Annotated in this window: 17 protein-coding genes and 1 pseudogene; 12 read left to right on the top strand and 6 right to left on the bottom strand. The window is 73.6% G+C overall.

What is annotated here, in order from left to right:
• Positions 1-57: 57 nt before the first annotated feature.
• The 5 genes from ACPYO4_RS10630 (at position 58) to ACPYO4_RS10610 (ending at position 7,564) form a co-directional block, all read left to right on the top strand.
• Entirely contained in the window at positions 58-2,151 is a 2,094-nt protein-coding gene (locus tag ACPYO4_RS10630; protein ID WP_425709210.1) for a DUF6541 family protein, read from the top strand.
• Positions 2,148-4,337: a DUF6541 family protein gene (locus tag ACPYO4_RS10625; protein ID WP_425709209.1), complete on the top strand. Its 2,190-nt coding sequence runs from the start codon at positions 2,148-2,150 to the stop codon at positions 4,335-4,337. Before ACPYO4_RS10630 ends, ACPYO4_RS10625 begins: the two co-directional genes overlap by 4 nt.
• Before the next feature lie 64 nt (positions 4,338-4,401).
• Positions 4,402-5,391 (top strand): UDP-glucose 4-epimerase GalE, encoded by a 990-nt coding sequence (galE, locus tag ACPYO4_RS10620; protein ID WP_425709208.1) that lies wholly within the window; start codon positions 4,402-4,404, stop codon positions 5,389-5,391.
• Positions 5,376-6,272, top strand: coding sequence for a glycosyltransferase (locus tag ACPYO4_RS10615; RefSeq protein WP_425709207.1), 897 nt, complete (start codon positions 5,376-5,378; stop codon positions 6,270-6,272). The genes galE and ACPYO4_RS10615 overlap by 16 nt, the downstream gene beginning before the upstream one ends.
• A 542-nt stretch (positions 6,273-6,814) precedes the next feature.
• Positions 6,815-7,564 carry a hypothetical protein gene (locus ACPYO4_RS10610; protein ID WP_425709206.1) on the top strand — a complete coding sequence of 250 codons (750 nt, stop codon included), beginning with the start codon at positions 6,815-6,817 and terminating at the stop codon, positions 7,562-7,564.
• A 159-nt stretch (positions 7,565-7,723) separates the two neighbouring features.
• Here ACPYO4_RS10610 and rfbB read toward each other — a convergent pair whose 3' ends face one another.
• Both rfbB and ACPYO4_RS10600 read right to left on the bottom strand, forming a co-directional pair.
• Positions 7,724-8,716 carry a dTDP-glucose 4,6-dehydratase gene (gene rfbB, locus ACPYO4_RS10605; protein ID WP_425709205.1) on the bottom strand — a complete coding sequence of 331 codons (993 nt, stop codon included), beginning with the start codon at positions 8,714-8,716 and terminating at the stop codon, positions 7,724-7,726.
• 29 nt (positions 8,717-8,745) lie between these two features.
• Complete coding sequence (locus tag ACPYO4_RS10600) at positions 8,746-10,068, bottom strand: UDP-glucose dehydrogenase family protein (protein WP_425709204.1); 1,323 nt, start codon at positions 10,066-10,068, stop codon at positions 8,746-8,748.
• A gap of 70 nt (positions 10,069-10,138) precedes the next feature.
• On the opposite strand from ACPYO4_RS10600, the gene ACPYO4_RS10595 reads away from it, so the two are divergent.
• The 6 genes from ACPYO4_RS10595 to ACPYO4_RS10570 all read left to right on the top strand — a co-directional run bounded on the left by ACPYO4_RS10595 (position 10,139) and on the right by ACPYO4_RS10570 (position 19,087).
• On the top strand, positions 10,139-12,307 hold the full coding sequence (locus tag ACPYO4_RS10595) for an N-acetylmuramoyl-L-alanine amidase (RefSeq protein ID WP_425709203.1): 2,169 nt from the start codon (positions 10,139-10,141) through the stop codon (positions 12,305-12,307).
• Between the two features lie 338 nt (positions 12,308-12,645).
• Positions 12,646-13,839, top strand: a complete 1,194-nt coding sequence (locus ACPYO4_RS10590; RefSeq protein WP_425709202.1) for a C40 family peptidase — start codon at positions 12,646-12,648, stop codon at positions 13,837-13,839.
• 171 nt (positions 13,840-14,010) lie between these two features.
• Positions 14,011-14,844: an ABC transporter permease gene (locus tag ACPYO4_RS10585; RefSeq protein WP_425709201.1), complete on the top strand. Its 834-nt coding sequence runs from the start codon at positions 14,011-14,013 to the stop codon at positions 14,842-14,844.
• The gene (locus tag ACPYO4_RS10580) at positions 14,841-16,223 is read left to right on the top strand and encodes an ABC transporter ATP-binding protein (RefSeq protein WP_425709200.1); all 1,383 of its coding nucleotides are present in this window, start codon (positions 14,841-14,843) and stop codon (positions 16,221-16,223) included. The genes ACPYO4_RS10585 and ACPYO4_RS10580 overlap by 4 nt, the downstream gene beginning before the upstream one ends.
• On the top strand, positions 16,220-17,584 hold the full coding sequence (locus tag ACPYO4_RS10575; protein WP_425709199.1) for a glycosyltransferase family 4 protein: 1,365 nt from the start codon (positions 16,220-16,222) through the stop codon (positions 17,582-17,584). The genes ACPYO4_RS10580 and ACPYO4_RS10575 overlap by 4 nt, the downstream gene beginning before the upstream one ends.
• 342 nt (positions 17,585-17,926) lie before the next feature.
• Entirely contained in the window at positions 17,927-19,087 is a 1,161-nt protein-coding gene (locus ACPYO4_RS10570; protein ID WP_425709198.1) for a calcium:proton antiporter, read from the top strand.
• 9 nt (positions 19,088-19,096) lie between these two features.
• Here ACPYO4_RS10570 and ACPYO4_RS10565 read toward each other — a convergent pair whose 3' ends face one another.
• Together ACPYO4_RS10565 and ACPYO4_RS10560 are read right to left on the bottom strand one after the other, a co-directional pair.
• Positions 19,097-20,737 carry a glycosyltransferase family 2 protein gene (locus tag ACPYO4_RS10565; RefSeq protein ID WP_425709197.1) on the bottom strand — a complete coding sequence of 547 codons (1,641 nt, stop codon included), beginning with the start codon at positions 20,735-20,737 and terminating at the stop codon, positions 19,097-19,099.
• Complete coding sequence (locus tag ACPYO4_RS10560) at positions 20,734-21,123, bottom strand: hypothetical protein (RefSeq protein WP_425709196.1); 390 nt, start codon at positions 21,121-21,123, stop codon at positions 20,734-20,736. Before ACPYO4_RS10560 ends, ACPYO4_RS10565 begins: the two co-directional genes overlap by 4 nt.
• A 60-nt stretch (positions 21,124-21,183) precedes the next feature.
• Here ACPYO4_RS10560 and ACPYO4_RS10555 point away from each other — a divergent pair, with 60 nt between their 5' ends.
• Complete coding sequence (locus tag ACPYO4_RS10555; protein WP_425709195.1) at positions 21,184-23,880, top strand: glycosyltransferase; 2,697 nt, start codon at positions 21,184-21,186, stop codon at positions 23,878-23,880.
• 414 nt (positions 23,881-24,294) lie between these two features.
• Here the strand turns inward: ACPYO4_RS10555 and ACPYO4_RS10550 are convergent.
• A pseudogene (locus tag ACPYO4_RS10550) lies at positions 24,295-25,587 on the bottom strand (glycosyltransferase family 39 protein); the annotation flags it as partial.
• Positions 25,584-26,951, bottom strand: a complete 1,368-nt coding sequence (locus tag ACPYO4_RS10545; protein WP_425709194.1) for a hypothetical protein — start codon at positions 26,949-26,951, stop codon at positions 25,584-25,586. The pseudogene ACPYO4_RS10550 and the gene ACPYO4_RS10545, both read right to left, overlap by 4 nt.
• Between the last annotated feature and the right edge of the window lie 40 nt (positions 26,952-26,991).

Raw genomic sequence — 26,991 nt, 5'->3', positions numbered from 1 at the left:
GCCCGTCCGCGTGGGCGCCGCGCCCCACAATGGCGAGGCCGACCGGATAGGAGAGCGATGACCTGGGCACAGTTCGCGGCGCCGACGACCCTCATGCTGGTGACGTCGATCCTGCCCGGCGCCCTCATGCTCCTCGCCGTCGGCGTCCGGGGCCTACTCGCCGTCGGGGGCGGCGCCGTCCTCACGATCTCCGCGGCCGCCGGTCTGGGCATCATCTTCGACCTCGTCGGCGTCCCGTACACGACGGGCACCCAGGCGATCGGGCTGCTCCTCTGCGTCGGAGCCGCCGCAGCCATCGGGCACGGCCTCGGTACCGCACCGTGGGTCCGGGGCCCGCGGGCCCGGCCGATCGTCCAGCCCGCCGCGCTGGGGCGCACCGCGACCGCGGTCCTTGCCGCCATGGTCGTCGTCGGCACGATCGTCCACTGCGTGAGCCTTGCCCGCGGCATGGTCGCACCCGGCCAGCCCGTCCAGACCTGGGACGGCGTCTTCCACCTCGGCGCGATCCGTACGATCGCCGACACCGGCAACGCCTCGGTCCTCGGCGGGCTCGCCCCCATGTACGACGAGCTGACGAGCCCCTTCTACCCGGCCGTCTGGCACGGGTTCGTCGCCGTCTCGCCCGGGTTCGACCTCCCGTCGACGGCGGCCAACGCCTCCTCGTTCGTCATGGGCCCGATCTGGCTGCTGTCGAGCGCCGCCCTCGCCCGCGCCGTGTGGCCGCACCGACCGGCGGCGGCCGTCGCCGCCCCGCTGGTGGCGGCCTCCTTCGTCACGACGCCCGTCGTGCTGCTCGGGGTCGTCTCGCTGTGGCCGTACGCGGCGGCCCACGTCGGCATGCCCGGCCTGCTCGCGCTCGTCGCCCTCGCGGTGCGGCAGCTGCCGCACGCCGGCCCGACGGCGGCGCTCGCCGTGCCCGCCCTCGTCGGCTTCCTCGGGGTCGGCCTCACGCACGGGTCCGCGGCGTTCACGATGATCCTGCTCGCCGGGCCGCTCGTGGCGGTGGGCATCTACCGGGCGTCGAGGCACGCGTGGCTCGCCGGCCACCGCAGACCCGTGTACATCACGCTCGGTGTCCTCGCCGCCGGGCTGGTCGCCGTCGTGGTCGCCCTGACCGTATTCCCGGTTCTCGACATGGTGCTCGGCTTCGAGCGCGGCGGACAGGACTCCTACTGGCCCGTCGCCGGCCAGCTGCTCATCGACAACCCGATGGTCTACAGCTACGACTGGACACAGTCCGTCGGGCAGGTCGCCGTCACCGCCCTGACCGTGGTCGGCGTCGTCGCCGCGTTCGGCCTGCGATCGGGCCGCTGGGTCGCCGTGGGCTGGGCGTGCGCCGTCGTGCTCACCCTGCTGACCGCCGGCCCGGAGGACAACCCGCTGCGCGCGATCGGCGGGTTCTGGTACACGCAGCCGAGCCGGGTGGTCGTTCTCGTCGGCCTCATGGCCGTGCCGCTCGCGGCGCTCGGCGCCTCCGTCGTCGCGCGCTCCCTGGCTGCGCTGTGGGCCTCGGTGACCGGCAGGGACGAGGCGGTGGAGGACCTCCGGGACGACGACGCGCCGGAGCCGGCCACCGCGCGGACCACGGAGCCGCGGCCCGTGCTCGTCGCGCTCGTGGCCGTCCTCGGCCTCGTCGTGCTCGTCACCGGCGGCCTGCGAGCCGACCTGAGGACGCAGAACATCGTCAACGCCTACGTCCCCGACCGCATCGCCTGGGGCACCATGCTCAGCCAGGAGGAGATCGACCTCGTCACCCGCGCGGGCGACGTGCTGCCCGACGACGCCGTCGTCATCGGCGACCCCTTCTCCGGCGCCGGCTACCTCTACTCGCTCGGCGGCGTCAACGTGCTCTACCGTCAGCTCGGCCAGTGGGACAGCGAGGAGCTGACCACCCTGGGGACGAGCTTCGACGACATCTACACCGATCCCGAGATCTGCGAGATCGTCCGCGACCTCGGCGTCACCCACGTCTACACCGACACGGACCCGCGCGGCCCCCAGGAGGACCAGCAGAAGTACTCCTACCGGACCGAGGGGTTGGCCTACGTGCAGCCCGCCGAGGGCTTCGAGCTCGTCGACAGCGCCGGGACCACGTCGATCTGGCGCCTCACCTACTGCGACGACCCGGCGGGTACCGGCGGCGGCGGATGAGCTGGGCGCAGACGCTGCCCGGGCTGATCGCCATGACGGTGCTCATGGTGGCCCCCGGGTGGCTGCTGCTGCGACTCCTCGGCCTGCGCGGGATCGTCGCTCTCGGCCCCGCCGCCACCCTGACGATCGCCCTGTCGGCCGGGTGGGCGGTCCTGCTCGGAGCCGCCGGCGTGCCCTGGAACCTTGGCACCCTCGCGCTGGGGCTGCTCCTCGCCGTCGCCGCGTGCGCGGGCCTGGGGCACCTGTTCGGCACGGCGCCGTGGCGCGGTGCGGGCGACGCCGAGGAGACCGAGCGGGCGGGGCCCGCACCCGAGGCCCGCGGGCTGCGCACGCCTCCCGTGGCCCGGCGAGCCCGTCCCGGGCGGGGCGGCGCGACCGTCGCGGCGCCGGCGCGTGGTGTGCTCCTGCAGCCGGCGCCCCTGGCACGCCCGCACCTGCTGCTCCTTGCCGGCGTGGCGGCCGTCGCCACCGGCCTGTACGTCCTGGCGATGGCCCGCGGCATCGGCGTGCCCGAACGGCCGAGCCAGGTGTGGGACGGGGTGTTCCACCTCAGCGCGATCCAGGCGGTCCGCGAGCACGGCGACGCGTCCTCCTTCGGTGGGCTGGCCTCGCTCTACGACTACGGGTACGCACCGTTCTACCCGGCCGGCTGGCACGGGATCGTCGCCGTCGTGCCGTTCCTCGGACCGGTCCCGGCCGCGGTCAACGCCTCGATCCTCGTCGTCGGCGTGCTGTGGACGCTGTCGATCACCGGCCTCGTGCGGGCGACCTGGCCGCGCCTGCCCGTCGCGGCCGCCGTCGTGCCCGCGCTCGCGCACTCCTTCCTCGCGCTGCCCGTCGGGCTCATCACGCAGATGGGCCAGTTCCCCTACACGTACGCCCACGTCCTGCTGCCCGGCCTCCTCACCCTCGTCGTCCTCGCTGTGCGTAACTTGCCCGACCTGCGTGCGACCGCCGCACCCGCCCTCCCGGCGGCGGTGGCGGCGTTCGGCCTCGCGCTGGTCCACGGGTCCGTCTGGTTCTCCACGCTCCTGCTCGTCGCCCCGCTGCTCGTCGCCACGGCTGCAGGGGCGTTCCGGCGCCTGCGGCACACCGGCGCGCGCCTCCCGCTCGCCGTCGCCGCGTGGTGCGCCCTGGGGCTCGCCGTCCTCGCCTCGGTCCCGCTGCTCGCCGGCGAGGTCGTCGACTCGGTGCAGGCCTTCGAGCGCGAGGGCGACGACGGCTACCGGTGGATCCTCACCTCCCTGCTCGTCGACCGACCCCTGCGGTCCTTCGGCGGGTACGACCTCGGCGGGGTCGCGACCGTGGTCCAGGTCGTCGTCGCCGGCCTCGCGATCGGCGGCGCCGCCCTCGTGTGGTGGCTGCACCGCGGACGGTGGATCGCCGTCGGGCTCGTCACGAGCGTCGCGCTGACCGCGATCTCCTGGGGGCCCGCGGACCATACGCTGCACTGGGCGACGGGGGTCTGGTACTCGGAGACCATGCGGCTCGACGCGCTCGTGATCGTCTGCGCCGCGCCGCTGGCCGCGGCGGCGCTCGCCGTGCTCGTGCGTGACGGCGTCGAGGTGGTGCGCGGGATCCGCCCGCGGGAGTCGGCGCTCGCCGGGCAGGGAGCGTCGGTCCGGCAGGGTGCGCCGCTCCGGCAGGGTGCGCCGCTCCGCGAGGCGGTCGTGGCGGGCGTGGCCGTCCTCGCGATGGTGCTCGCCTCCGACGGCCTGCGCAACACCCTGCGTACGTACCACGCGGTCGAGAGCTTCGTGCCCGATCACCTCCCGTTCCGGATGCTCGCGAACGACGCCGAGCTTGAGCTCTTCCGGCGCGCGGGGGAGGAGCTGCCGGACGACGCCGTCGTCCTCGGGGCCCGGTTCCGGGGGACGCCCTATGTGTACTCGCTGGGCGGTGTGGACGTCGTCTACCCGCACCTGGCCGGCCCCCGCTCCGCGGACGGCCGGCTGCTGCAGGCGGGCATCGACGAGATCGGCACCGACCCGGCGGTGTGCGCGGCCGTCGAGCGCCTCGGCGTCACCCACTTCTACACGAACACGCGGGACACCGGCCCCGAGCCCTGGCACCAGATGGCGCCGCTGGGCGACGCCACGCTGTTCACCTTCCGCCCCGGCGAGGGGTTCGAGCTGCTCGACACCGGTGGGCTGGGCGAGCTGTGGGAGATCACGGCCTGCGACTGAACCGGGCCCTGCCACACGCATGCGCCTGCTCCGCGCGGGGCGTCGGCGCGGATAGCCTGACGCCATGGCTGTCCTCATCACCGGCGGTGCCGGCTACATCGGCGGGCACGTGGTTGCCCAGCTCCGGGAGCGCGGTGAGGAGGTCCTCGTCGTCGACGACCTGAGCACCGGCGTCGCCGAGCGGATCGACGGCGTCACCCTCGTCACGCTCGACCTCGCCGCCGACGGGTCCGAGGAGCTCCTCGCCAAGGTCATGGCGGAGCGGACGATCGACGCCGTCGTGCACTTCGCCGGCCGCAAGCAGGTGGGGGAGTCCGTCGAGCGGCCGACCTGGTACTGGACGCAGAACGTCGGCGGACTGCTGACCGTCGTGCGCGCGATGGAGTCCAGCGGCTGCCGACGGATCGTCTTCTCGTCGTCGGCGTCGGTGTACGGCATCTCCGAGGACGACCTGCTCACCGAGACCGCCCCCACCCAGGCGCTGAGCCCGTACGGCCGCACCAAGCTCGTCGGGGAGCAGATCCTCGACGACGCCGCCGCCGCGGGCACGCTCGACCCGATGTCGCTGCGCTACTTCAACGCCGCCGGCGCCGCCGGGCCGCTGCTCGGCGACACCGCGGTCCAGAACCTCATCCCCATGGTCCTCGAGCGGCTCGACGCGGGCGAGCCGCCGCGGATCTTTGGGGACGACTACCCCACGCCGGACGGCACGTGCGTGCGGGACTACGTGCACGTCGTCGACCTGGCCCGCGCCCACCTCCTCGCGCTCGACCACCTCGTCGGGGCCGACGAGCGGCGCGCGGCGGGGGAGCCCGCCTCGCCGACGGTGGTCAACGTGGGCACGGGGGTGGGCAGCTCCGTGCGCGAGGTGCTCGCCGCGGTGCGCGCCGTCACGGGTGACGAGACGCAGCCCGTGGTCGTCCCGCGACGCCCGGGCGACCCGCCGCGGTCCGTGGCCGACGTGACGCTGGCCCGCGAGCTCCTCGGCTTCACCGCCGAGCTCGGCCTGGTCGACATGGTCGACTCGGCCTGGAAGGCGTGGCGGAGCCGGTGAACGCCGGCCGGCCCGGCGGCCGGGAGGCCGCGGCCGACGTCCACGTCGTGACGATCGCCTACAACCCGGATCGGCGCGAGCTCGCGACCTTTGCCGCCACGCTCGCGGACGCCACCGCCGCGCGCGTGCGCCTGACGATCGTCGACAACGGGCGGGCCCACGAGGCCGTCGACGAGGTCGCGGCGGCCCACGGCGCCGAGGTCGTTCGTCCGGGCGCCAACCTCGGGTACGGGACGGCGGCCAACCTCGGCGCGCGCGGGGGCGTCGAGCCGTGGCTGGTCGTCGTCAACACCGACGTCGAGTGGCGCGCGGGCTCGCTCGACACGCTGCTGGAGGCGGGGGAGCGCCACGCCCGCGCGGGAGCGCTCGGGCCGACGATCCTCAACCTCGACGGGACGGTCTACGCGTCGGCGCGCGCGCTGCCGAGCCTCGTGGTGGGTGGCGGTCACGCCGTGCTCGCGCCGATCTGGCCGGGCAACCCGTTCACCGCGCGGTACCAGCAGCGCTCGGGGATGGGGGCGCGCGAGGAACGCGCCGTCGGCTGGCTCTCCGGCGCGTGCCTGCTGCTGCGGCGCTCCGCGTTCGACGCAGTCGGCGGCTTCGACGAGGGCTACTTCATGTTCTTCGAGGACACCGACCTCGGGGACCGGCTCGCACGGGCCGGCTGGGACAACGTCTACGTCCCGTCCGCGCAGGTCGTCCACGACCAGGGCGCGAGCTGGCGCGAGCGACCGGCCCCGATGGTGCGCGCGCACCACCGCAGCGCGGAGCGCTACCTGCGCGCCCGGTACGACGCCTGGTGGCAGCTGCCGGTCCGGTCCGCCCTCGCGGGCGGCCTGCGGGCCCGCGCCCGCCTCCTCACCCGCCACTCCGGCGAGTGAGGGGATTCTTCGTGACGAATGAGGGGAGTTCTCCTCACGAATGAGGGGGGTTCTTCGGTCATTGATCGGTCGCTGGGCTCGGCGCACCCGTTGACCGGCCTCACGTCGCGCCAGCTCCTCAGGCCCGCCCGACGCATGTCCGTCCACAGCCACGAGGCACGGGCGGGCAGCAGGTGGCCCGTGCGCGCAAGTGTCTCGCCGTGCCCTTCTTCGACGACAGACGCGGTCTCCATCTCCCGACCCTGCTCTCCGAGCATCGGCACCGGATCGGCTCCACCCTGGCTCCGCCGGAGCCAGGCCATGAGCGCCTCCTGGTCCGACGCGCGACGGCGGTCGACCTCCCGGAGGACCAACCGACGTACGAACGCCGCGCCTCGATCATCGCCGCACGAGCAGTCGCCGTCAGCCGGCGCACCACGACGAGGCACGCCCTGAGTCACACGTCGGCCGCCCTTCTCCACGGTCTACGCATCCGCTCGTTCCCGGTCCTCCCGGAGCTCACCGCGCCGAGTCACACGAGCACCCGGGACACTCCGGACCATGTGCGGCACACCCTTCCGCTGCCCGACGAGGACATCGTCGAGATCGACGGCGTACCTGTCACCTCGATGGACCGCACGATCATCGACCTGTCCCGGTTCACCGTCCCGCTCGATGCGCTCGTCAGCGCCGACCACGCCCTCGCCCTCGGCAGCGCCGTCGACCGCTTCGACCGGGCCGGGACCGAGAGTCGCGCCCGAGCGATCCGCACCCGGTGGCGTCGCCGCCTCGAGAACCTCCCGGTGCGCGCCCGCGGCGCCCGGTCCGCACGGAGCGTGATCGACTGGTCCGTCGCGTGGTCCGAGTCCGCGCGCGAGACGTGGTTGCGATGGGTGGTCCTCACCTGGGGGCGTCGGGACGTCGTCGCCCAGTGCCCCGTCGTCGTGCCCGGCACCACCTACTTCACCGACCTGGCCCTCCGAGACGGGCTCCTGCCGGACGGATCTCCGCGATGGTCCCACCAGGAGTACGACGGCGAGGGCAAGTTCGGCATGACCGGGCTCGAGCGACGGACCGTGCTCCACGAGCAGGAGCGCCGTGAGCGCGCCATCACCGCGCTCGGTCACGATGTCGTCCGGTTCGATCGCGACGACGGCATCTCGGCGACCGACGCAGTTCGACGCATCAGAGCGACGCTCCGGCACTCGCTCGAGCATCCGCTCGAACCCGTCGCCGATCTACTACCGCGCCGGTCCCAGCTTGCTCGTACGCGGTGGACGGCTCCCGAACCGATCGTCCTCCGCCAGGACTGACCAACGCGCGTCGTCGAGCTCGAACCACACGGGACCGAGCGGTCTCCCACGCGTGGTGCGCCGCGGAGCCGGCCGAAGCAACGGTCCGGCTGCGTCGACCGTGAGGAAGACTCCCCTCATTCGTGAGGAAGTATCCCCTCACTCGTCGGGAGGTCGCGGTCAGTGGCCCTGCGCCGCGTACCTCGCCTCGACCGCCGCCTTCTGCGGCCGCCACCAGTCCTCGTTGTCCCGGTACCAGTCGATCGTGGCGCGCAGCCCCTCCTCGAAGCTCGTGAACCGCGGCTCCCAGCCGAGCTCGGTGCGCAGCCGGGTGGAGTCGATGGCGTAGCGCAGGTCGTGCCCGGGCCGGTCGGTGACGTGGTCGTAGTCGCCGGAGTCGCGGCCCATCTGCGTGAGGATGAGCTCGACGACCTCCTTGTTCGACCGTTCGCCGTCGGCCCCGATGAGGTAGGTCTCCCCGGGGGTGCCCTTCTCGATGATCGTCCACACGGCCGCGTTGTGGTCGTCGACGTGGATCCAGTCGCGCACGTTGGCCCCCGCGCCGTACAGGCGTGGGCGCACGTCGTCGATGAGGTTGGTGATCTGGCGGGGGATGAACTTCTCGACGTGCTGGTAGGGCCCGTAGTTGTTCGAGCAGTTCGAGATCGTCGCGGTGATGCCGAAGGAGCGTACCCAGGCGCGCACGAGCAGGTCCGAGCCCGCCTTCGTCGCCGAGTACGGGGAGGACGGGTTGTACGGGGTGCTCTCGACGAAGCGCTCAGGGTCGTCCAGCTCGAGGTCGCCGTACACCTCGTCGGTCGAGATGTGGTGCAGGCGCACACCGTGGCGACGCACGGCCTCGAGCAGCTGGAACGTGCCCACGAGGTTGGTGGTGACGAACGGGCTCGGGTCGCCGAGCGAGTTGTCGTTGTGCGATTCGGCGGCGAAGTGCACCACCAGGTCGGCCTCCGCCACGAGCGGGTCGACCGTGTCCCGGTCGGCGATGTCGCCCGTGACCAGACGGGTCCGCTCGACCCCGGCGAGGGAGGCGGTGTGGCCCGCGTAGGTGAGCTTGTCGAGGACGGTGATCTCGGCGTCGGGCCGCTCGGCGACGGTGCTGCGCACGAAGTTCGCGCCGATGAAGCCGGCTCCGCCGGTGACGAGGATCTGCATGGTCTCTCCTGATCTTCGGTGGCGGGCGGTCAGGGACGACCGATGCCGTAGTACGTCCAGCCGGCGGCGCGCCAGCGGGCCGGGTCCAGGGCGTTACGGCCGTCGACGATGATCCGCGCGGGGGCGACCTCGGCGAGCTCGTCGGGATCGAGCTCCTTGAACTGCTTCCACTCGGTGAGCAGCATGACGACGTCGGCACCGTCGGCGGCCTCGCGGGCGGAGTCCACGACCTCCAGCCGCGTGCCGCGCTTGCGCAGCACCGGTCCCGCGGCGGGGTCCGTGACCTTGACGTGGGCGCCCTCGTCGTGGACCCGGCGGGCGATGTCCAGGGCGGGGGAGTTGCGCATGTCGTCGCTGTCGGGCTTGAACGCCGCGCCGAGCACGGCGACCGTCTTGTGCCGCAGCCTGCCGCCGACCGCGCGGCGCGCCAGGTCCACCGCGTGCAGCCGCGTGCGATCGTTGATGAGGTCGACCTCGCGCAGGAACGTCAGCGCCTGGTCGGCCCCGAGCTCGCCCGCGCGGGCCATGAACGCCCGGATGTCCTTGGGCAGGCAGCCCCCACCGAACCCGATCCCGGCGCGCAGGAACTTCTTCCCGATCCGGTCGTCGTGCCCGATGGCCTCGGCGAGCGTGGAGACGTCCGCCCCGGTCGCCGTGCACAGCTCGGCCATCGCGTTGATGAACGAGATCTTCGTGGCGAGGAAGGAGTTGGCGGCCACCTTGACGAGCTCGGCGGTGGCGTAGTCGGTGACGACCAGCGGGATGTCGCGGGCGAGAAGCTCGGCGTAGACCTCGTCGAGGACGGCCTTGGCCTCGGCGGCGTCGGACTCGTCCTTCGACAGGCCGTAGACGATCCGGTCCGGATCGATCGTGTCCTGCACCGCGAAGCCCTCGCGCAGGAACTCCGGGTTCCACACGAGCAGGCCACCCGCGGGCTCGACCTGGGCGGCGAGCCGCTCGGCGGTGCCCACCGGCACGGTCGACTTCCCGACGACCAGGGGACGACGCCCGTCGACCGGCCCGAGGTGCGGCAGCAGCGAGGCGACGGCGGCGTCGACGTAGGTGAGGTCCGCGGCGTAGCCACCCTCGACCTGGGGCGTGCCCACGCCGATGAAGTGGACCAGGGCGCCCGCGACCTCGGCCGGGTCGGTCGTGAAGGTCAGCCGACCCGAGTCCACCTGCTCCTTGAGCAGCTCGTCGAAGCCCGGCTCGTGGAACGGAGCCTGGCCCGAGGAGAGCAGCGCGACCTTCGCCTCGTCGACGTCGAGGCCGACCACCTCGTGCCCCAGGCTCGCCATGCAGGCTGCGTGCACGGCGCCGAGATAACCCGTTCCGACTACAGACATTCTCATGTCTGCACGGTACCGTCGCGCGCGGCAACCGCCATATTCCACCCCGTCCTTCCCCCGAGGTGTCGTACCGATGTCTGCTGCGCAGCGCCCAGCCGTCCACTTCCTCCGACGACCACGACGGGCGGTGCTCGCGTCCGCCCTGGTCACCGCCCTGAGCGTGCCGGCGATCCTGAGCCCCGCCGTCGCCGAGCCCGACGACTCCACCACGGACGCGCCCGCCGCGCCCGCCACCACTGCCCCGGGCGCCGAGACGCCGCAGGGCGAGACGCCGCAGGGCGAGACGCCGGAGGGCTCCCCGGCCGCCGGCTCCGACCCGACGCCGCTGCAGGTGCTCACCCTGACCGACGACTCCGGTGCACCCACGGCCTCCGCCGAGGCGGGCGTGGCGGACCCCGGCCGCGTGTCCGCGAGCGCGCTGCCCGGCGGCGCCGCCCCCAACGCCGTCGACGCCGAGGTGGTCGGCGCGCAGGAGGCCGGGGAGCTCAGCGTCCTCACCGAGGAGCTCGACACCGAGGGCTTCAACCTGGCCGGCGTCACGTGGGCAGCGGGCGAGATGATCGCCCAGGACGCCTCGATCTACGTCCGTACGCGGGCGGGCGGCGAGTGGTCCTCGTGGTCCGACCTCGAGCCGGAGTCGCCGGGTGACGACACGCTGCCCGGCGGCACGGAGCCGTTCCTCACGACCGAGTCCGACGGCGTCCAGGTGCAGGTCGACCCGGGCTCGGGCGAGCTGCCCGCCGACCTGCGGCTCACGCTCGTCCCGACCGACGTGGACGGCGCCGTCGAGCTCGCCCCGGGGGGCCCGGGCACGCCGACCGTCGCCGTCGAGGAGCAGTCCGTCTCGGGCGCGCCCGCCTCCGCGCAGAGCCTGCCGGGCACCCCGGACGCGCAGGGTTCGCCGGACGCGCAGAGTGCCCCGGACGCGCAGAGCGCCCCGGACGCGCTCGCCCAGCCGGACGTCATCGCGTCCCGGCCCGCGATCATCTCCCGCGCCGGATGGGGCGCCGACCCGGCCCACTTCTTCTGGCCGCCCGTGTACGCCGAGCTGCGTGCGGCGGTCGTCCACCACACGGCAGGGACGAACACGTACACGTACGCCGAGGCGCCGGGCGTGGTGCGGAGCATCTACTACTACCACGCGCAGACCCGCGGCTGGGGGGACATCGGCTACAACTTCCTCGTCGACCGCTGGGGCCGGACCTACGAGGGGCGGACCGGCTCGCTCGCGGCAGCGCCCGACCGGATGACCATCGGCGCGCACGCGGCTCCGGCCAACCAGAACACGGTCGGCGTCTCGATCATGGGCGACTTCAGCTACGGCCCCGCGCCGCAGGCGGCCATGGACGCCGTCCGCGACGTCATCGCATGGCGCTTCTCGCTCGCCGGGGTCGACGTCGACGCCCCGACCGGCATCACCTCGCGCGGCACGGCCTATGCCTACGCCGGCCAGCCGATGCCGGCGATCATGGGCCACCGCGACGTCGCCTACCAGACCCGCACCATCTGCCCGGGCCCCTACGTGGCGGCGGCCCTGCCAGGCATGATCGCGGAGATCCGCGACATGGTGGGCAACCGGTTCTTCCTGTCGAACTCGTGGTCCACGACCGCGGACGTCGAGTTCGAGTTCGGCGAGCGCGGGCTCGAGGTGCTCGTCGGCGACTGGACCGGCAACGGCCGGGACACGGTCGGTGTCCGGCACGGAAGCACTATCGAGCTGACCAACGGCCACGACCCGGTCCCGGACATCGTCCTCGACTACGGCCGACCGGGCGACGAGCTCCTCGTGGGCGACTGGGACCGCGACGGCGTCGACACCCTCGGCGTGCGCCGCGGCAACGTGCTCTACCTGCGAAACGACCTCCGGTCCGGGGCCGCGCACGTCGAGTTCGCCTACGGCCGGGTCGGGGACGAGCTCCTCGTGGGCGACTGGACCGGCAACGGCCGCGACACGTTCGCCGTGCGCCGGGGCAACCGGTACTTCCTCACCAACGGGTTGGCTGCCGGCCCCGCCTCGACGGTCCTGGACTACGGCCGGGCCGGCGACCAGGTCGTCGTCGGCGACTGGGACGGCAACGGGACGGACACGTTCACGGTGCGCCGCGGCGCGCAGTACTTCATGCGCAACGCCCTGACCTCCGGCACGGCGGACCGCACCGTGACGTTCGGACGGGCCACCGACCGGGTCGTCGTCGGCGACTGGGACCGCAACGGCACCGACACCCTCGGGGTGGTGCGCTGACGCGCAGCCCCTCCCGCGACGACGGCGGCCCGGCAGCTCCTGCCGGGCCGCCGTCGTCGTTCGCGGTGGGTCCGCGCCTCCCACACGAGTCCCATTTGCCTCATGAGCCCCGGTGGTGTAGTGGAGGTCCATTACCGCGGATCGGAGTGTCCGCCGCGTGACACGCCGATACTTTTTCGTGATCCTCCTCACGAACACCACCAGTCACGGAAGTATCACCGTAGGGTCACGTTCGAAATCCCCCCATGCCGAGCCGGACGACCAGATCCGTGCCCGGACCGCCACTGCGTGAACCACGTCCGCCCCGGACGAGGTCGCCGGAACGAGGAGTGTCTCTGGTGCGAACGTCGAGCCGGCTCACCGCAGCCACCGTGACCGTGATGGCAGCCGCCGTCGTCCTGGCCCCCGCAGCGACCGGGGCAGCCGGCGGCGACATCGGCGGCAGCGGCGCCGAGTACCACCTCAGCGGCTCCACGCCCGGGACCACCGCCGTGACGATGACGTTCGGCCACCCCGACGGCGCGGCGTACGTCGGCGACTTCACCGGCAACGGGGTCGACACCGTGGTGGTGCGCCGTGGTGCGGAGTTCGCCGTCACGACGTCGAACACCTCCCGTCCCGCCCACACGACGATCTACTACGGCCGCGCGGGTGACGAGGTGTTCGTCGGCGACTGGGACGGCGACGGCGTCGACACCCTCGCCGTGCGCCGCGGGAACCAGTTCCACATCCGCAACTCCGTGACCTCCGGCCCGGCCGACCAGGTCGTGCACTACGGCCGCGCGGGCGACGACGTGCTCGTGGGCGACTTCAACGGCGACGGCGTGGACTCGATCGCCGTGCGCCGCGGCAACCAGTACTTCCTGCGCAACACCCTCACCACGGGTGTCGCGGACGCGGTGGTCGACTACGGGCGGTCCGACGACCAGGTCGTCGTCGGCGACTGGAACGGTGACCGGGTCGACGGCCTGGGTGTGCGGCGCGGCGTGCAGTACCACCTGCGCAACTCGCTGAGCAACGGCGTCGCGGAGCAGGTCGTTAGCTACGGCCGCACCGACGACGTCGTCATGGTGGGCGACTGGGACGGCGACGGCGTCGACACGCTCGGCGTGCGCCGGGACACCCGCACCGCCGCACCGCCGTCGCGCAGCGAGGAGCGCGAGGAGGCACCCGCCACCGACTGGCGGGGCGACCGCGTCGTCGACATCGCGCGCTCCTACATCGGCGCCCCGTACCGCTGGGGCGGCACCACGCCCGCGGGCTGGGACTGCATCGGGTTCGCCCACTACGTGTACGCCCAGCTCGGCGTCACCATCCCGCGGACCACCATGTGGGGCGCCTTCGCGCACTACGAGCAGGTGCCCGCGAGCGAGGCGCGCCCGGGCGACCTCATCTGGTGGCCCGGCCACGTCGCCATCAACCTCGGCGACGGCCAGAACGTCGCCGCCTGGAACCCGAACATGGGTACCCGGGAGGGGCCGAACTCGTGGGTCGGCGGCGAGCCGGTCTACCTGCGCGTCCTGCCCTCCTGACCGCCCTGCGCTCCTGACCCGCGGGCCCGACGCCCGGGGCGCGCCGCCGCCGCCCGCGGGCGCCCGACCGGACCTCCGCCCCGTCGCAGCCGTGCGGCGGGGCGCTGGTCTACCCTGGTCGGTGCCCCGCGCCCGCGGAGCACCGGCGGCACCACGGGAGGACGGACGCACGTGCGGTTCCTGACCGACCTGCGCGGCTCGAGGGAGCTGCTGGTCAACCTCACGATGCGAGAGGTCAAGGGCAAGTACAGCCGGACGGCGCTCGGCCAGCTGTGGTCGCTGGCCAACCCGCTCGCCGCCATGGCGATCTACACGGTCGTCTTCGCCTTCATCATCCGCATCCAGCCGGACCCGGGCGACCCGTCCGGACTGAACATCTTCGCCATCTGGCTGCTGTGCATGCTCCTGCCGTGGACGTTCTTCACCAACGTCGTCACCGGCTCGATGAACGCGCTCGTCGGCAACGAGAACCTCATCAAGAAGGTCCACTTCCCCCGCGGCGCCCTCATCGTGTCCACCGTGGCGTCGTGGATGTTCACCTGGTCGATCGAGATGGGTGTCCTCACGGTCGTGCTGCTCGTCGTCGGCGCGAACCCGCTGCCGCTCCTGCCGCTCGTGATCCTCGCGATGGGGGTCTTCGCCGTCTTCGCGACGGGCGCCGGGCTGCTGGCGTCGATCGCCAACGTCTACTTCCGGGACACCCAGCACTTCGTGACGATCCTGTTCCAGATGTGGTTCTACCTCACGCCGATCGTCTACCCGGTGCGCCTCGTGGCCGAGCAGTCGGACCGGATCGGCGACCTGGTCGGGCCCGTGTCGATCCTCGACCTCTACCTGCTCAACCCCCTGGTCCAGTTCGCCGAGGTCTTCCGCAACCTCCTGTACGACAACCGCCTGCCGGAGCTGAGTACCACGCTGGTGGTCCTGGCCTGGGCCGTCGGCGCCTTCGTCGTCGGCGCGCACCTGTTCTCCCGGCACGAGAAGGGACTGGCCGAGGCCCTGTGAGCATCCCGACCGGCGGCGCCGCCGCGATCACCGTCGACGACGTCTCGAAGAGGTTCCGCGTGTACCACGAGCGCAACCAGACGCTGAAGGCCGCCGTCATGCGCCGCCGGCGCTCCGTCCACGAGGACTTCTGGGCGCTGAAGGACGTCTCGCTGGAGATCCCCGAGGCGTCGACGTTCGCGCTCGTCGGCGACAACGGCTCGGGCAAGTCCACCCTGCTCAAGTGCCTGGCGAAGATCCTCTACCCGACGTCGGGGAGCATCACCGCCCGCGGACGGATGGCCGCGCTCCTCGAGGTCGGCTCCGGTTTCCACCCCGAGCTGTCCGGGCGGGACAACATCTACCTCAACGGCTCGATCCTGGGGATGAAGAGGCCGGAGATCGACAAGAAGTTCGACGACATCGTCGAGTTCTCCGGCGTCGAGCAGTTCATCGACCAGCCGGTGAAGAACTACTCCTCGGGCATGTACGTCCGGCTCGGGTTCTCCGTGGCGATCCACGTCGACCCCGAGATCCTCGTCGTCGACGAGGTCCTCGCCGTCGGCGACGCCGCCTTCCAGGAGAAGTGCGCCGCGAAGTTCGCGCAGTTCCGCCGGGAGGGCCGCACCGTCGTGGTCGTCTCGCACTCGATGCCCACCCTGCGCACCATGGCCGACCAGGCCGCGTGGCTCGACCACGGCGAGCTGCGCGCCGTCGGCCCGGCCTCCCACGTGCTCGAGCGCTACCTCGACTCCACGCACGCCTCGACCCGGCTCGACGAGCACGGCCGCACCCACTGGGGTTCCGGCGAGCTGACCATCGAGGAGGTCGAGGTCTTCGGGCCCGGTGGCCCGGGCAGCCCCGTCAAGCAGGGCGAGGACATGACCGTCCGGGTCCACTACGACGCGCACGAGCCCGTCACCGACCCCGTCATGGGCATCGGGGTCGAGCACACCGACGGTACGTACCTGTGGGCGTCGAACACCTTCGACCACGGCCCGCGCCTGGGGACCGTGCGCGGCCGCGGCGTCATCGACTGCGTGGCGCCACGCGTGGCGTTCGCGCCCGGCGGCTACGTGGTCGTCACCTCGCTGACCGACTCGACGACGCAGCACACCTACGACCAGGTGCGCGACTCCGCCCGGTTCGTCGTCGAGAACGGCGCCGAGCGCTGGTGGGGCGGCTACATCCAGTCCGACTCGGGCTGGCGGGTCCCCGACGGGGCTCCGGAGCCGCTTGAGCCGTCCGGGTCGAGCGGGCCGTCCGGGTCGAGCGGGCCGTCCGGGTCGAGCGGGCCGTCGGGGTCGAGCGGGCCGTCGCCGGTCGTGCCCATGGAATCGGTCGACCCGACCCCCGACCTGCCCGCGCACGGGGCCCGAGAGAGCGGAGAGACGCGATGACCGAGCGCCGACGCATCCTCGTCGTCACCCTGGACACTCTCGCCGAGCGGATGGCCGGCCCCGCGATCCGGGCGTTCGAGATCGCCCGCGCGCTGGGCCGCGAGCACGACGTCCGTCTCCTCACGTTCGGCGGGTGCTCGCGCGAGGGCGAGGGGTTCGAGACGGCGCGGACCACCGTCGAGGGCTTCCGCGCCGAGGTCGAGGCGGCCGACGTCGTCGTCGTCCAGGGGTATGTCGTCTCCACGTTCGACTGGCTGCAGGACTCGGGCGTGGTCCTCGTCGTCGACCTCTACGACCCGTTCCACCTGGAGTCCCTCGAGGTCGAGCGCTTCCGGCCCGCAGCCGAGCGGCACGCGGCGCTCGCCCGCGCGCTCACCGAGCTCGGCGCCCAGGCGCGGCGCGGGGACCTGTTCCTGTGCGCGTCGGACAAGCAGCGCGACCTGTGGATCGGCCACCTCGCGGCCGCCGGCCGCGTCAACCCCGACACCTACGACGCCGACACCTCCCTGCGCTCCCTCATCACCGTCGTCCCGTTCGGCATGGACGCCGCGGCCCCCGTGCAGCGCGCGCACGGCATCAAGGGAGCGGTCGACGGTATCGCGGCCGACGATCCGGTGATCCTGTGGGGCGGCGGCGTCTACAACTGGTTCGACCCGCTCACCGTCATCCGGGCGGTGGACCGCGTGCGCGAGGCCGTGCCGAACGTCAGGCTGTACTTCCTCGGGATGAAGCACCCCAACCCGGACGTGCCCGAGATGGCGATGGCCGTCCGCACCCGCGAGCTGTCCGACGAGCTCGGGCTCAGCGGCCGCCACGTGTTCTTCAACGAGGACTGGGTGCCCTACGAGCGGCGCGCCGACTACCTGCTCGACGCCGACGTCGGCGTCTCCGCGCACTTCGACCACGTCGAGACCGCGTTCAGCTTCCGCACCCGCATCCTCGACTACCTGTGGGCGGGCCTGCCGATCGTGTGCACCGACGGCGACCACTTCGGGGCGCTCGTCACCGCCGAGGATCTCGGCGCCGCGGTGCCGGCCGAGGACGTGGGCGCGCTCGCGGACGCCCTGAGCGGGCTGCTGACCGACGAGGCGCGCGCGGCCGAGGTGCGCGCCGCCGTCGGGCGGGTGGCCGAGGCACAGACGTGGGAGCACGCGCTCGCCCCGCTCGTGGAGTTCTGCCGGGACCCGCGCCGTTCCGCGGACGCTGAGCGGCTCGCGGCCGAGCGGGCCGCCGGAGTGGAGCCCGGGCAGGTCTCGCGGGCCACCAGGCTTCGTGCCGACGCCGGGGGAGCGTGGCGGACGCTGCGCCGCGACGGAGTGGGCGGCGTGGCACGGAAGGTCCGGCGGCGCCTCGGGCGGTAGCGGGAGCGGGAGCGGCTCCGGCGGCTCGCTTCCGACGAGTGAGGGGATCCGGCGGCTCGCTTCCGACCAGTGCGGGGGTCTGCCGACGAGTGCGGGGATCGGATCCCCTACCTCATGGGCGGATCACCGAACTCGGCGCCGGGGCCCGGGGCCCGGGCCCGGGGGCTGGGCGCATGGCGCTGAGGCCGTACCTGCGCGCAGCCGGTGGTGACCGGCGATACGGACACCTCCGCGGGAGTGTCGTAACCTGCCCGGTGCGTGCGCAGGCACGGCCACGGACGGGACGGCCCGTCGGTGTCGCACGGCACGGGGACGGCCCCGTGGAACGGGACAGATCAGCTGATGTCCACCACGGTCCGGACGGTCCTCACCCCCACCGCCATCGGGCGCCTCGCGATCGGGTGGTTCGCCGTCGTCGCTCTCGCGCTCGCCGGCCCCCTGCTCGAGCCACCCGTCCCCGCCCCGCTGCTCGCCGGCGCGCTTGCGGCGATCGTCGGCGTCATCCTCCTGTGCGCGTTCGGCGTGGTCCGGGAGGCCGAGCACCTCGCCCGGCGCCTCGGCGACCCGTACGGCTCGCTCGTCCTCACGCTGTCGATCGTCGTCATCGAGGTCGTGCTCATCTCGGCCGTCATGCTCGGCCCCGGCGACCACACGACGATCGCCCGCGACTCCGTCATGGCGGTGGCGATGATCATCCTGTGCGCCGTCGTCGGGCTGTCCCTGCTCGCCGGCGGGCTGAGGCACGGGGACCTCGAGCACAACCGGACGGGGACGTCCGCGTACCTGGCGATGCTCGTGGTCCTCGCGGCACTGGCGTTCGCCCTGCCGGCGACGATCGGCGACGGCGGGTCGTACACCGGCGGACAGGCGGTGGTCGTCGTCGGGCTGACGGTGGTGCTCTACGCGTTCTTCCTCTGGCGCCAGACGGGTGCGCAGGCGAACGACTTCCGGGAGGTCGACCCCCGCGTACGGCCCGGGGCGGACCGGGACGCCGGCGCGCACCGGGACGCCGGCGGACCGTCGAACCTGGCCGAGACCTTCGCCGCGCACCGCACCGAGATCCTCCTGCGGTTCGCGCTGCTCGTCGTCACCGTCCTGCCGATCGTCCTGCTCTCGCACGACATGGCGGCGCTCCTCGACGACGGCCTGGGCCGCCTCGGCGCGCCCGTCGCCCTGTCCGGACTGCTCATCGCCTGCATCGTGTTCCTCCCGGAGTCGATCACCTCGGTCCGAGCGGCGCTCGCCGGCGAGGTGCAGCGCGTGAGCAACCTCTGCCACGGCGCGCTGGTGTCCACGGTCGGGCTGACGATCCCGGCGGTCCTCGTCATCGGCGCGGTCACGGGGCAGCAGGTGGTGCTCGCAGAGTCGCCGGCGAACCTCCTGCTGGTCGGCGTCGCGCTGGCGCTGTCGGTCACGACGTTCTCCGGGCGGCGCGTCACCGCGATGCACGGCGCGGCCCACCTCGTGCTCTTCGCGGTCTACGTGCTGGCCGTCTTCGCGTGACGCGCCTGGTCACACGCCCCAGTACCAGGGGTCGAGCGCCGTGATCCCGGACCACCACGTGACCGCGGCGTGCTCGCGGTCGGTCACGGTCGCGTCGCGCGTGACGGACTCGTGGTGGATCACGCGCACGCCCCCGGCGCACACCGTCCGCAGGCCGACCGTGCGCAGCTTGAGGCAGTAGTCCACGTCGTTGTAGCTGAGCGGGAGCTCCTCCGACAGGCCGCCGACCTGCTCGAACGCCGCCCGCGGCGTGAGCAGGCAGGCCGCCGTGACGGCGAGGTGCTCGAGGTCCGCGCTGCCCACCCCGAGGCGCGGGACGCCGTCGGGCTCGTGGGCGAGCAGGTGCGACGGCGTGCGGTCGGCGCTCATGACGATCCCGGCGTGCTGGATGGTGCCGTCCCCGTAGAGCAGGCGCGCGCCGACGGCGCCGATCCCGTCCTCGAGCCCGATCGCCACGAGGTCGCGCAGCCAGGTGGGGTCGACGATCTCGGCGTCGTCGTTGAGCAGGAGGACGAGCTCGCCGCTCGCCGCGCCGACGCCTGCGTTGATCGAGCGCGAGAAGTTGAACGGCCCGCCGGCCTCGACCACCGAGACGCGCGGATCCAGGGCGCGGCAGTCCTCCGCGACGCCTGCCTCGGTCCCCTCGGAGGTCACGACGACGACGTCGTAGTCGGGATAGTCGGTGCGTGCCAGGAGCGTCTCCAGGACGACGTCGACCGAACGGACCGTGCCCGCGGGCGTCTCGCGGTGCCCGCCGCCGGTGGGGATCACGACGGACACGCGCGGCGTGCGGGGCAGCGGGCGCTCGAGGACGAGGTGGTCCGACGGCGGGGGGGCCGGCGCCGTGTCGACGGGCGCCTGCTCGTCGGTGCTGTCCGGCGCGGTCGCGTGCGGACGCACCACGACGGCGGACGAGCCACGCCTGGCCAGCGACCGCTCGACGGCGGCCGCGCCGGCGTCGAGGAGGTCGGCCGGGTCCGTGGCCCGGGCGAGGGAGGTCAGCGGCAGGTGGAGGACGTCGGGGCTCGGCGCGAGCGGGTCGCCCGCGCCGAGGTGCTCGGCGAGGCGCAGGTGGAGGTCCCACTCGGCGGCCTCCTCGTCGGTGAGGCCCCCGACCTCGGCCATGAGGTCGGCGCGGACGAGGGTGAGGCGGCCGAGGACGTCGAGCTGTTCGAGCGCCCGGGGCATCCAGGAGGGCTTGGCGTGGGTGCGGCCGTCAGGGAGGCGCTCGTCAGCGTGGACCACGCGGACGTCCGGCGCCGCGTCGATCGCCGAGAGGATGGTGGCGAGCACGCCCGGCTCGAGGGAGTCACCGGCGCCGAGGACACCGATCCACTCACCGCGGGCCGCCGCGGCCGCGGCCGGCAGGTCGGGGTGGCGAGGAGGCAGTGGGGGAGCGTCCTCGTCGTCGGCGCCGATCGTGTCGTCGGCGGTGTCCGTGTTCGCCGGGGCGTCGGCGGCGGGGCCGGTCTCCAACAGCTCCCACGGTCCCTCGCTCTGCGCCTCGAGCGAGGCTCGGGTGTGGATCAGCTCGTCCTCGGTGCCGGGCAGGACGAGGAGCGAGATCCGCGGCGGGGGCGCGTCGGCGGTGGCGTCGCCGTCGGGGATCGTCGTGCTGCCGTCCGGCCCGGGGCTGTCCGTCCCGGTCACGCGGCGCCGCCGGGCAGCCGGCGGCGGACCGCGCGCAGCGCCCGCGCCGGATCGGTGACGGCGACCTTCGCCCGGCCCGGCACGGAGGCGACGAACCGGCGGGCCCGCGACGGCGCCGCGGCATCCCCCGGCATAGCCGTCGACCCGGGGTTCTGGAGCTCGCGGATGTCGTCCTCGAGCTCGACGTGCCGAGCGGCGAGGTCGCGCAGGAGCCGGTCCTGGAGGGTGATCGTCGCGCGGGCCTGCCCGAGCGCGGCCTCGGCCTCGATCGTGCGGCGCGACCAGGCGTCCCGGCCGAGGAGCTCGATGCGTCCGGCGAGCGAGGCGTGCAGCTCGGCGTCCGTCGCGGCGAGGTCGTCGAGCCAGGTGGAAGGGGTCTCGGCCATGCGCCACACGCTAGTGCGCCGGTCCGGCCGCCGCCCGCACCCCTGCCTAGGATCGAGATCATGCGCGTCGCCCAGGTCTCGGCCCACTACCCGCCGAACTTCGTCTCCGGCGGCACGCTGGTCCCGCGGCGCATCGCGCGGGCGCTCGCCGCCGCCGGGCACGAGGCGCACGTCTACGCCGGGCACCTCGACGACTCCCGACGCGCCCTGTCGACCTGGGACGATACCGACACCGGCGAGCACGGCACGGTGCGGGTGCGCTGGATCGAGACCCACCCCTACACCTCCTGGTCGGACCGGAAGAACTGGGCCAACCCCGCCGTCGAGGCCGACTTCCGTGGCTGGCTCGAGCAGGTGCGGCCCGACGTCGTGCACCTGCACTCCCTGCAGACCCTGGGCGGCTCGCTCGTCCGGGCGGCCAAGGAGTCGGGCGCGGCGGTCGTCGTCACGGCGCACGACTGGTGGTGGCAGTGCACGCGCCAGTTCCTCGTCGACCGCGACCTGAGGCCGTGCTCGCTGGTCGTCGGCTGCGGGGTGTGCCGGTGCGAGCGGGGCCGCGACGACGCCGACGCCCGCCTCGCGGCGCTGGCCCCCGAGCTCGCCCACGCCGACGTCGTGCTCGCCCCGTCGGCCTCGGCCGCCGCCACGTTCCTCGCCAACGGCGTGGCCCCCGAGCTGCTCGAGGTCGACGAGAACGGGCTGCCCGGCGTCGGCGAGGGCGTCGGCGCGGGCGACCCGGCGCCGGAGCCGCGGACGGGCGACGGGCCGCTGCGCCTGCTCTTCGCCGGCGGGAACGACGCCGTCAAGGGCGGGCCGCTCCTGCTGTCTGCCGCCCGCCGCCTCGCCGCCGAGGACCCTGGGGCTGGGTGGACCCTCGACATGTACGGCACTCGCGCCGACGCCGACGCCGGCGGCCCCGTGCCGCCGCAGATCCGGCTGCGCCCCCCGTTCGCCCCCGAGGACCGCGCCGGGGTGCTCGCCGGCGCCGACGTCCTCGTGCTGCCCTCGATCATGCGCGAGTCCCACTCGATCCTCACCCGCGAGGCGCTCGGGGCCGGCCTCGCGGTCCTCGCGACCGACACCCTCGGGCCGGAGGAGGCCGTCGCGGAGGACGTCAACGGGTGGATCGTCCCCGCCGGCGACGAGGACACGCTGCTCGCCCGGCTGCGCGGCCTCGTGGCCGACCCCGCCCGCGCCCGTGCCCGCACGGGGCAGGGATCGGCGAGCCCGGTCCTCGCCCTGTCCGACCAGGTCGACGGCCTCATCGCGCGCTACGCGGCGATGTGCGGGAAGCCGGCCGGGACGGCGGAGGCGGCGTCGCCGGGTGTGTCGCCGGCGTCGCCGGGGGAGGAGGCCCACGTGCCCGACGACGAACCGCACGCTCGAGGACCGAGAACCGCACTCTCGGCGACGGCGGACTCGGGGGCGCGGGACGCCGAGCACGCCCTCATGCGCCGCGTCCTGTTCGTCAGTGGCATCCAGGGGGCGCCCCAGCGGTACCGCACCCAGCTCGCCGCCGAGGCGCTCGGGCTGCACGGCGTCTCCGCGCGGGTGCGCCACTACCGCGACCCCCGCCTGATCGAGGAGGCGCGCCGCTGCGACGCCCTCGTCCTCTACCGCGTGCCGGCGACCGACCAGATCGTGGACCTGGTGGCCCAGGTCCGGGCACGGCCCCGCGCAGTCCCGGTCCTGTTCGACATCGACGACCTCATCTTCGACCCCGCGCTCGAGGGCCAGGTTGACGGGCTGGAGGGCATGCCCGCCGACGAGCTCGCCCTGTGGTGGCGCGGCGTGCGCCGCTACCGCACCTCGATGGAGCTCGCCGACGCCTACGTCGGCTCCACGCAGACGCTGTGCGAGCACGCCACCGCGGTGACGACCATGCCGTCCTACCGGTTCCCCAACGGCGTCGGCACCCTGCTCGCCCGCCGCTCGGACCGGGCGCTGCGCCGCGAGCGCACCGAGGGGCCGGTCCGCATCGGCTACTTCTCGGGCACCACCACCCACGACGCCGACTGGGCGATGGTCGAGCCCGCCGTCATCGACATCCTCGAGCGCCACCCGTCCGTCGAGCTGTGGCTCGGCGGCCACCTGCGGCCCACCGGGGCGCTCGCCGCCCACGCCGAGCGCGTGCGGCGCCTGCCGTTCGTCCCCTGGTACGACCTGCCGGGCCTGCTGCGCGACGTCGATGTCAGCCTCGCCCCGCTCACGCCCGGGTCGATCTTCAACGAGGCGAAGTCGGCGATCAAGTGGCTCGAGTCCGCCCTCGTGGAGACGCCGGTCGTCGCGTCGCCGACGCAGCCGTTCCGCGAGTCCGTGACCGACGGCATCACCGGGTTCCTCCCGGGCGACGTCGACGGCTGGACCGCGGCCCTCGACGCGCTCGTCACGGACCCGGCCCTGCGGCGCCGGATCGGCGCCCGCGCCCGCCGCGAGGCCCTGCTCGCCTGGTCGCCGCACGTCCAGGGGCGCACCTACCTCGACCTCCTCGTCGACGCCGCGGCACGGGTGCGCTCGGACGGTCCGCGCGAGTCGGTCGGGTGGAAGCCGGTCACCGACGACGAGCCGTTCGACGCGGCCGGCGCCCACGTGGAGCCGTACGCGCTGCCGCGCTCGGGGCTACGCGTCCCCGCGGCGCTCGCCGGGAGCAGGGCCGTCCGTCTGCTCGGCTCCGCCCGTCGCGTCCAGCGCGACGCCGGCACCCGCGAGGTCCTGCGCCGCGGGGTCGGGAAGGTTCGCGGCAGGCTCGGTCGCTGAGCCCGCGGGACCGTCCGCGGAGCCGGCCTCCGGGGCCGCCAGGCCGGCTGGTTCCGCCGAGCCGACCAGGCCGGGGCCGGCCACGCCGTCGCGCGCGTCGCGCGCGGCCTGCACCCCGAGGAGCAGCAGCGAGCCGAGCGCGGCCGCGAGGGTCGCGGCCGTGAGCGCGAACAGCTTCGGCACGCCCACGTGGCTCCAGTTGTTCCACCGGCTCAGGCCGGTGGAGAACGTCTCGTAGAACTCGACGTAGAACGCGCTGAACCCGAACCACAGGCCGTAGACGGCGAGGGCGAGGCACACGAGCGCGGCGCCGACGCGGGCCGCGACCATCGGGCGGACGGCCAGGCCCCGGGTCGTGCGCTCGAGGACGATCGTCACGGCCACGATCAGCCCGACGACTGCGACGTACAGGTAGCGGCCCTGCAGGCCGGCGTGCAGCCCGGTGGAGTAGTACTCGTTGAGCGCCCCGTACAGGACGACACCGAGCACGCCGACGCTCGCCGCGACCAGGACGAGCAGGTGGCGCCGGAACCGGCCCGCGAGGACGACACCGACCACGACCAGCGCGATCGTCACGTAGCTGAGCACGTGCTGGAACCACTCCGGCAGCGGGGACTCGAGCCAGCCGTAGTTGCCCCACGAGCTGTTGACGATGCTGCGCTCGGCGCCGATCGCGAAGTCCCACAGGTTGAGGCCGAGGTGGGATGTGTCGTCCAGCGGCTCGCGCCCCGGATAGCCGTCGGGCTGGAACGTCCCGTGCACCACCAGGTTCTTCAGCCACCACCAGCCGCCGATGACGAAGGCCACCGCCAGCGACCAGAACGCCGCGAGCGCCCTCCGCCCGAGCGCCCGGTCCGTGCCGGTGGACAGCAGGAACGCCAGCGCCACGATCGGGATGAACCCGAGCATGAAGCCCTTCGTCATCAGGCCCGCGCCGAGCACGGCGCCCAGGCCGAGCACGTGGCGCCAGTCCCAGCGGCTCGTGAGCACCACGGCGCTGAGCGCGAGGACGCCGGCGCCGCACAGGTTGAGCAGGGCGTCGTTCGTCACGGCGGAGCCGACGAACAGCAGCTGGGAGGGGGCCGTGACGGCGAACGCGCCGACCAGCGAGGCCGACCGGGAGGCCCCGAGCCGCCGGGCCGCGACCACCGCGAGCGGGACGATCCCGGACATGAGCACGACGTCGAGGAGCCGCAGCGCGAGGAGCTGGCTGTCCCACGTCCACCCGTCGGCGCCCAGGACCGTGAGGTAGCCGGCGGCGAGCGCGTAGTAGCCGGGCGGGTGCTGCGTCATCTGGTCGACCTGCTCGAACAGGGTGACGCGGTTGTCGACGTCGAGGATGACCGTGCGGTCCTCGACATCGACGGGGTCCGGGACAAGGAGCACGAACGGCTCCTGGCCGGTGCTGACGGACGCCCCCGGGTGCGAGTGGGAGTTCTGCCGGATGAGCTCCAGCCCGGTGTCGACCCAGCCCGCCTCGTCCGCGGCGACATGCATGCCCTGGAGGAACGTCTGCTCGCCGGGCGCGGGCCACCCGCCGCCGTCCGCCAGGCGCAGGACCGTGTTGACGTGCTGCGGCTCGTCGGGAGCACGGAACCCGGGCGTGAGCACGGCCCACAGCGCACCGATGCCGGCCACGAGGAGGGTGACGGCGACCACCGCGACGGTGAAGACGTCCTTCGGACGCCGACGCGGGGTGGTGGTCATAGAACTCCTCCAAGCGAGAGCCACATGATGCCGACGGAGAGCCCGACGGCCACGTGCAGGGCCGTGGCCAGCCGCCGGTGGTGCAGCGACACCGCGAACGCTGCCACGGTGATCGGCAGCAGCGTGATCGCGTACCGGCCCGAGATGAGCCGGAAGGCGTGGTCGGAGGTGATCACCTCCTGCGCCTGGACGATGATGCCCGCCCCGACGGTCCCCGCGACGGCGGCGAGGCCGAGGAGGCGCTCGGCGCGTCCTGTGCCGAAGGCCACGATCGCCATGAACGGTGCGGCGGTGAGCAGCACCCACCACACGGCGGTGACGGTGTCGAGCTGCCAGCCGGTGAGCTCGCCGGGGAACTGGGAGGACTTCACGAGCCCGAACGCGTCGAGCAGCGTCGGCACGGTCTCGTCCCACGGGCTGCCCTCGACCGGCCGGGTGCTGATCCCGTACAGCGGGTTGTCCCAGGCCTGCGAGCCGCGCCCGTCCTGGAAGCGGGACCAGGCGAGCATGCACGCGCCGACGACGGCGATCGGGGAGAGGACGGTGGCCGCCCGTCGGCCGAGGGTGCGCCAGTCGCGGCGCCGCACGTCCGCCACGGCCATGAGGCCGATGAGCCCGACGACGGCGAGGAGCCCGACCGCGCTCATCACCTTGGTGCTCGCCGCCAGCAGCGCGACGAGCGTGGGCCACAGCCAGCCGATGCGGCCGTGGAGCGCCCACCGGCCGAGTACCCACAGGGCGCCGGCGCCGACGAGCATGGCCGGTCCGTCGTTCGTCACCTGCCAGCCGGAGACGATGACGGGCTCGAAGGCCAGCAGCAGCGCCGACGCGGAGAAGGCCCAGGGTCTCGGCAGTCGCCACGTGCGCAGGGCCGCGTAGACGGCGACGACGCCGGCGGCCAGCCACAGGGCGTTGGCGAGCCGGGCGCCGGTGGAGAACTCCAGCCCGACCGCCTCGGCGACCAGTCCGGTGGCCGCGGGTGTGACGTAGTAGGCGGGCGGGTGGAAGGAGTTGTAGTTCTGGCCCAGCGCCGGGTACTCGGTGGGTTCGACCTCGTCGGCGAGCGCGTCCTCGCAGGAGGGCAGGTCCGGAAGGTTGGACTGGCCGCGGCACGACCACTGGTCGAGGACGTAGTCGGAGAGCCGGTCGCCGTCGGCCGGGAGGTTGCCGTGCGCCACCTGGTAGGCGTAGTCCAGGTGCGTTTGCTCGTCGAGGGCCGACAGGGAGGTGCCGAAGAAGATCGCCGTCAGGCTCATGAGCAGGGCGAGAACGCCGACGCCGCCGGCCCAGGGCAGCTCGGGCCGCAGGCGGGCGGTCCAGGGACGGCTGTCCGTAGCCGGCTCCTCGGCACCCCTGTCATCCACGTCTCGCGCCACCAGTGATCTCCCCTTCACGCCGAGGGGT

This window comes from Georgenia sp. Z1491, from assembly GCF_049856175.1.
In the GTDB taxonomy this organism is placed as follows: Bacteria; Actinomycetota; Actinomycetes; order Actinomycetales; family Actinomycetaceae; genus JB111.
The sequence above is the reverse complement of the archived record's forward strand: the minus strand, read 5'-3'. Positions and strand labels throughout refer to the sequence as shown.

Coding starts and splice junctions, on each gene's coding strand:
- ACPYO4_RS10555 (WP_425709195.1), top strand. CDS start 21,184: ATGCGCGTCGCCCAGGTCTCGGCCCACTACCCGCCGAACTTCGTCTCC.
- ACPYO4_RS10630 (WP_425709210.1), top strand. CDS start 58: ATGACCTGGGCACAGTTCGCGGCGCCGACGACCCTCATGCTGGTGACG.
- rfbB (WP_425709205.1), bottom strand. CDS start 8,716: ATGCAGATCCTCGTCACCGGCGGAGCCGGCTTCATCGGCGCGAACTTC.
- ACPYO4_RS10595 (WP_425709203.1), top strand. CDS start 10,139: ATGTCTGCTGCGCAGCGCCCAGCCGTCCACTTCCTCCGACGACCACGA.
- ACPYO4_RS10600 (WP_425709204.1), bottom strand. CDS start 10,068: ATGAGAATGTCTGTAGTCGGAACGGGTTATCTCGGCGCCGTGCACGCA.
- ACPYO4_RS10625 (WP_425709209.1), top strand. CDS start 2,148: ATGAGCTGGGCGCAGACGCTGCCCGGGCTGATCGCCATGACGGTGCTC.
- ACPYO4_RS10560 (WP_425709196.1), bottom strand. CDS start 21,123: ATGGCCGAGACCCCTTCCACCTGGCTCGACGACCTCGCCGCGACGGAC.
- galE (WP_425709208.1), top strand. CDS start 4,402: ATGGCTGTCCTCATCACCGGCGGTGCCGGCTACATCGGCGGGCACGTG.
- ACPYO4_RS10570 (WP_425709198.1), top strand. CDS start 17,927: ATGTCCACCACGGTCCGGACGGTCCTCACCCCCACCGCCATCGGGCGC.
- ACPYO4_RS10575 (WP_425709199.1), top strand. CDS start 16,220: ATGACCGAGCGCCGACGCATCCTCGTCGTCACCCTGGACACTCTCGCC.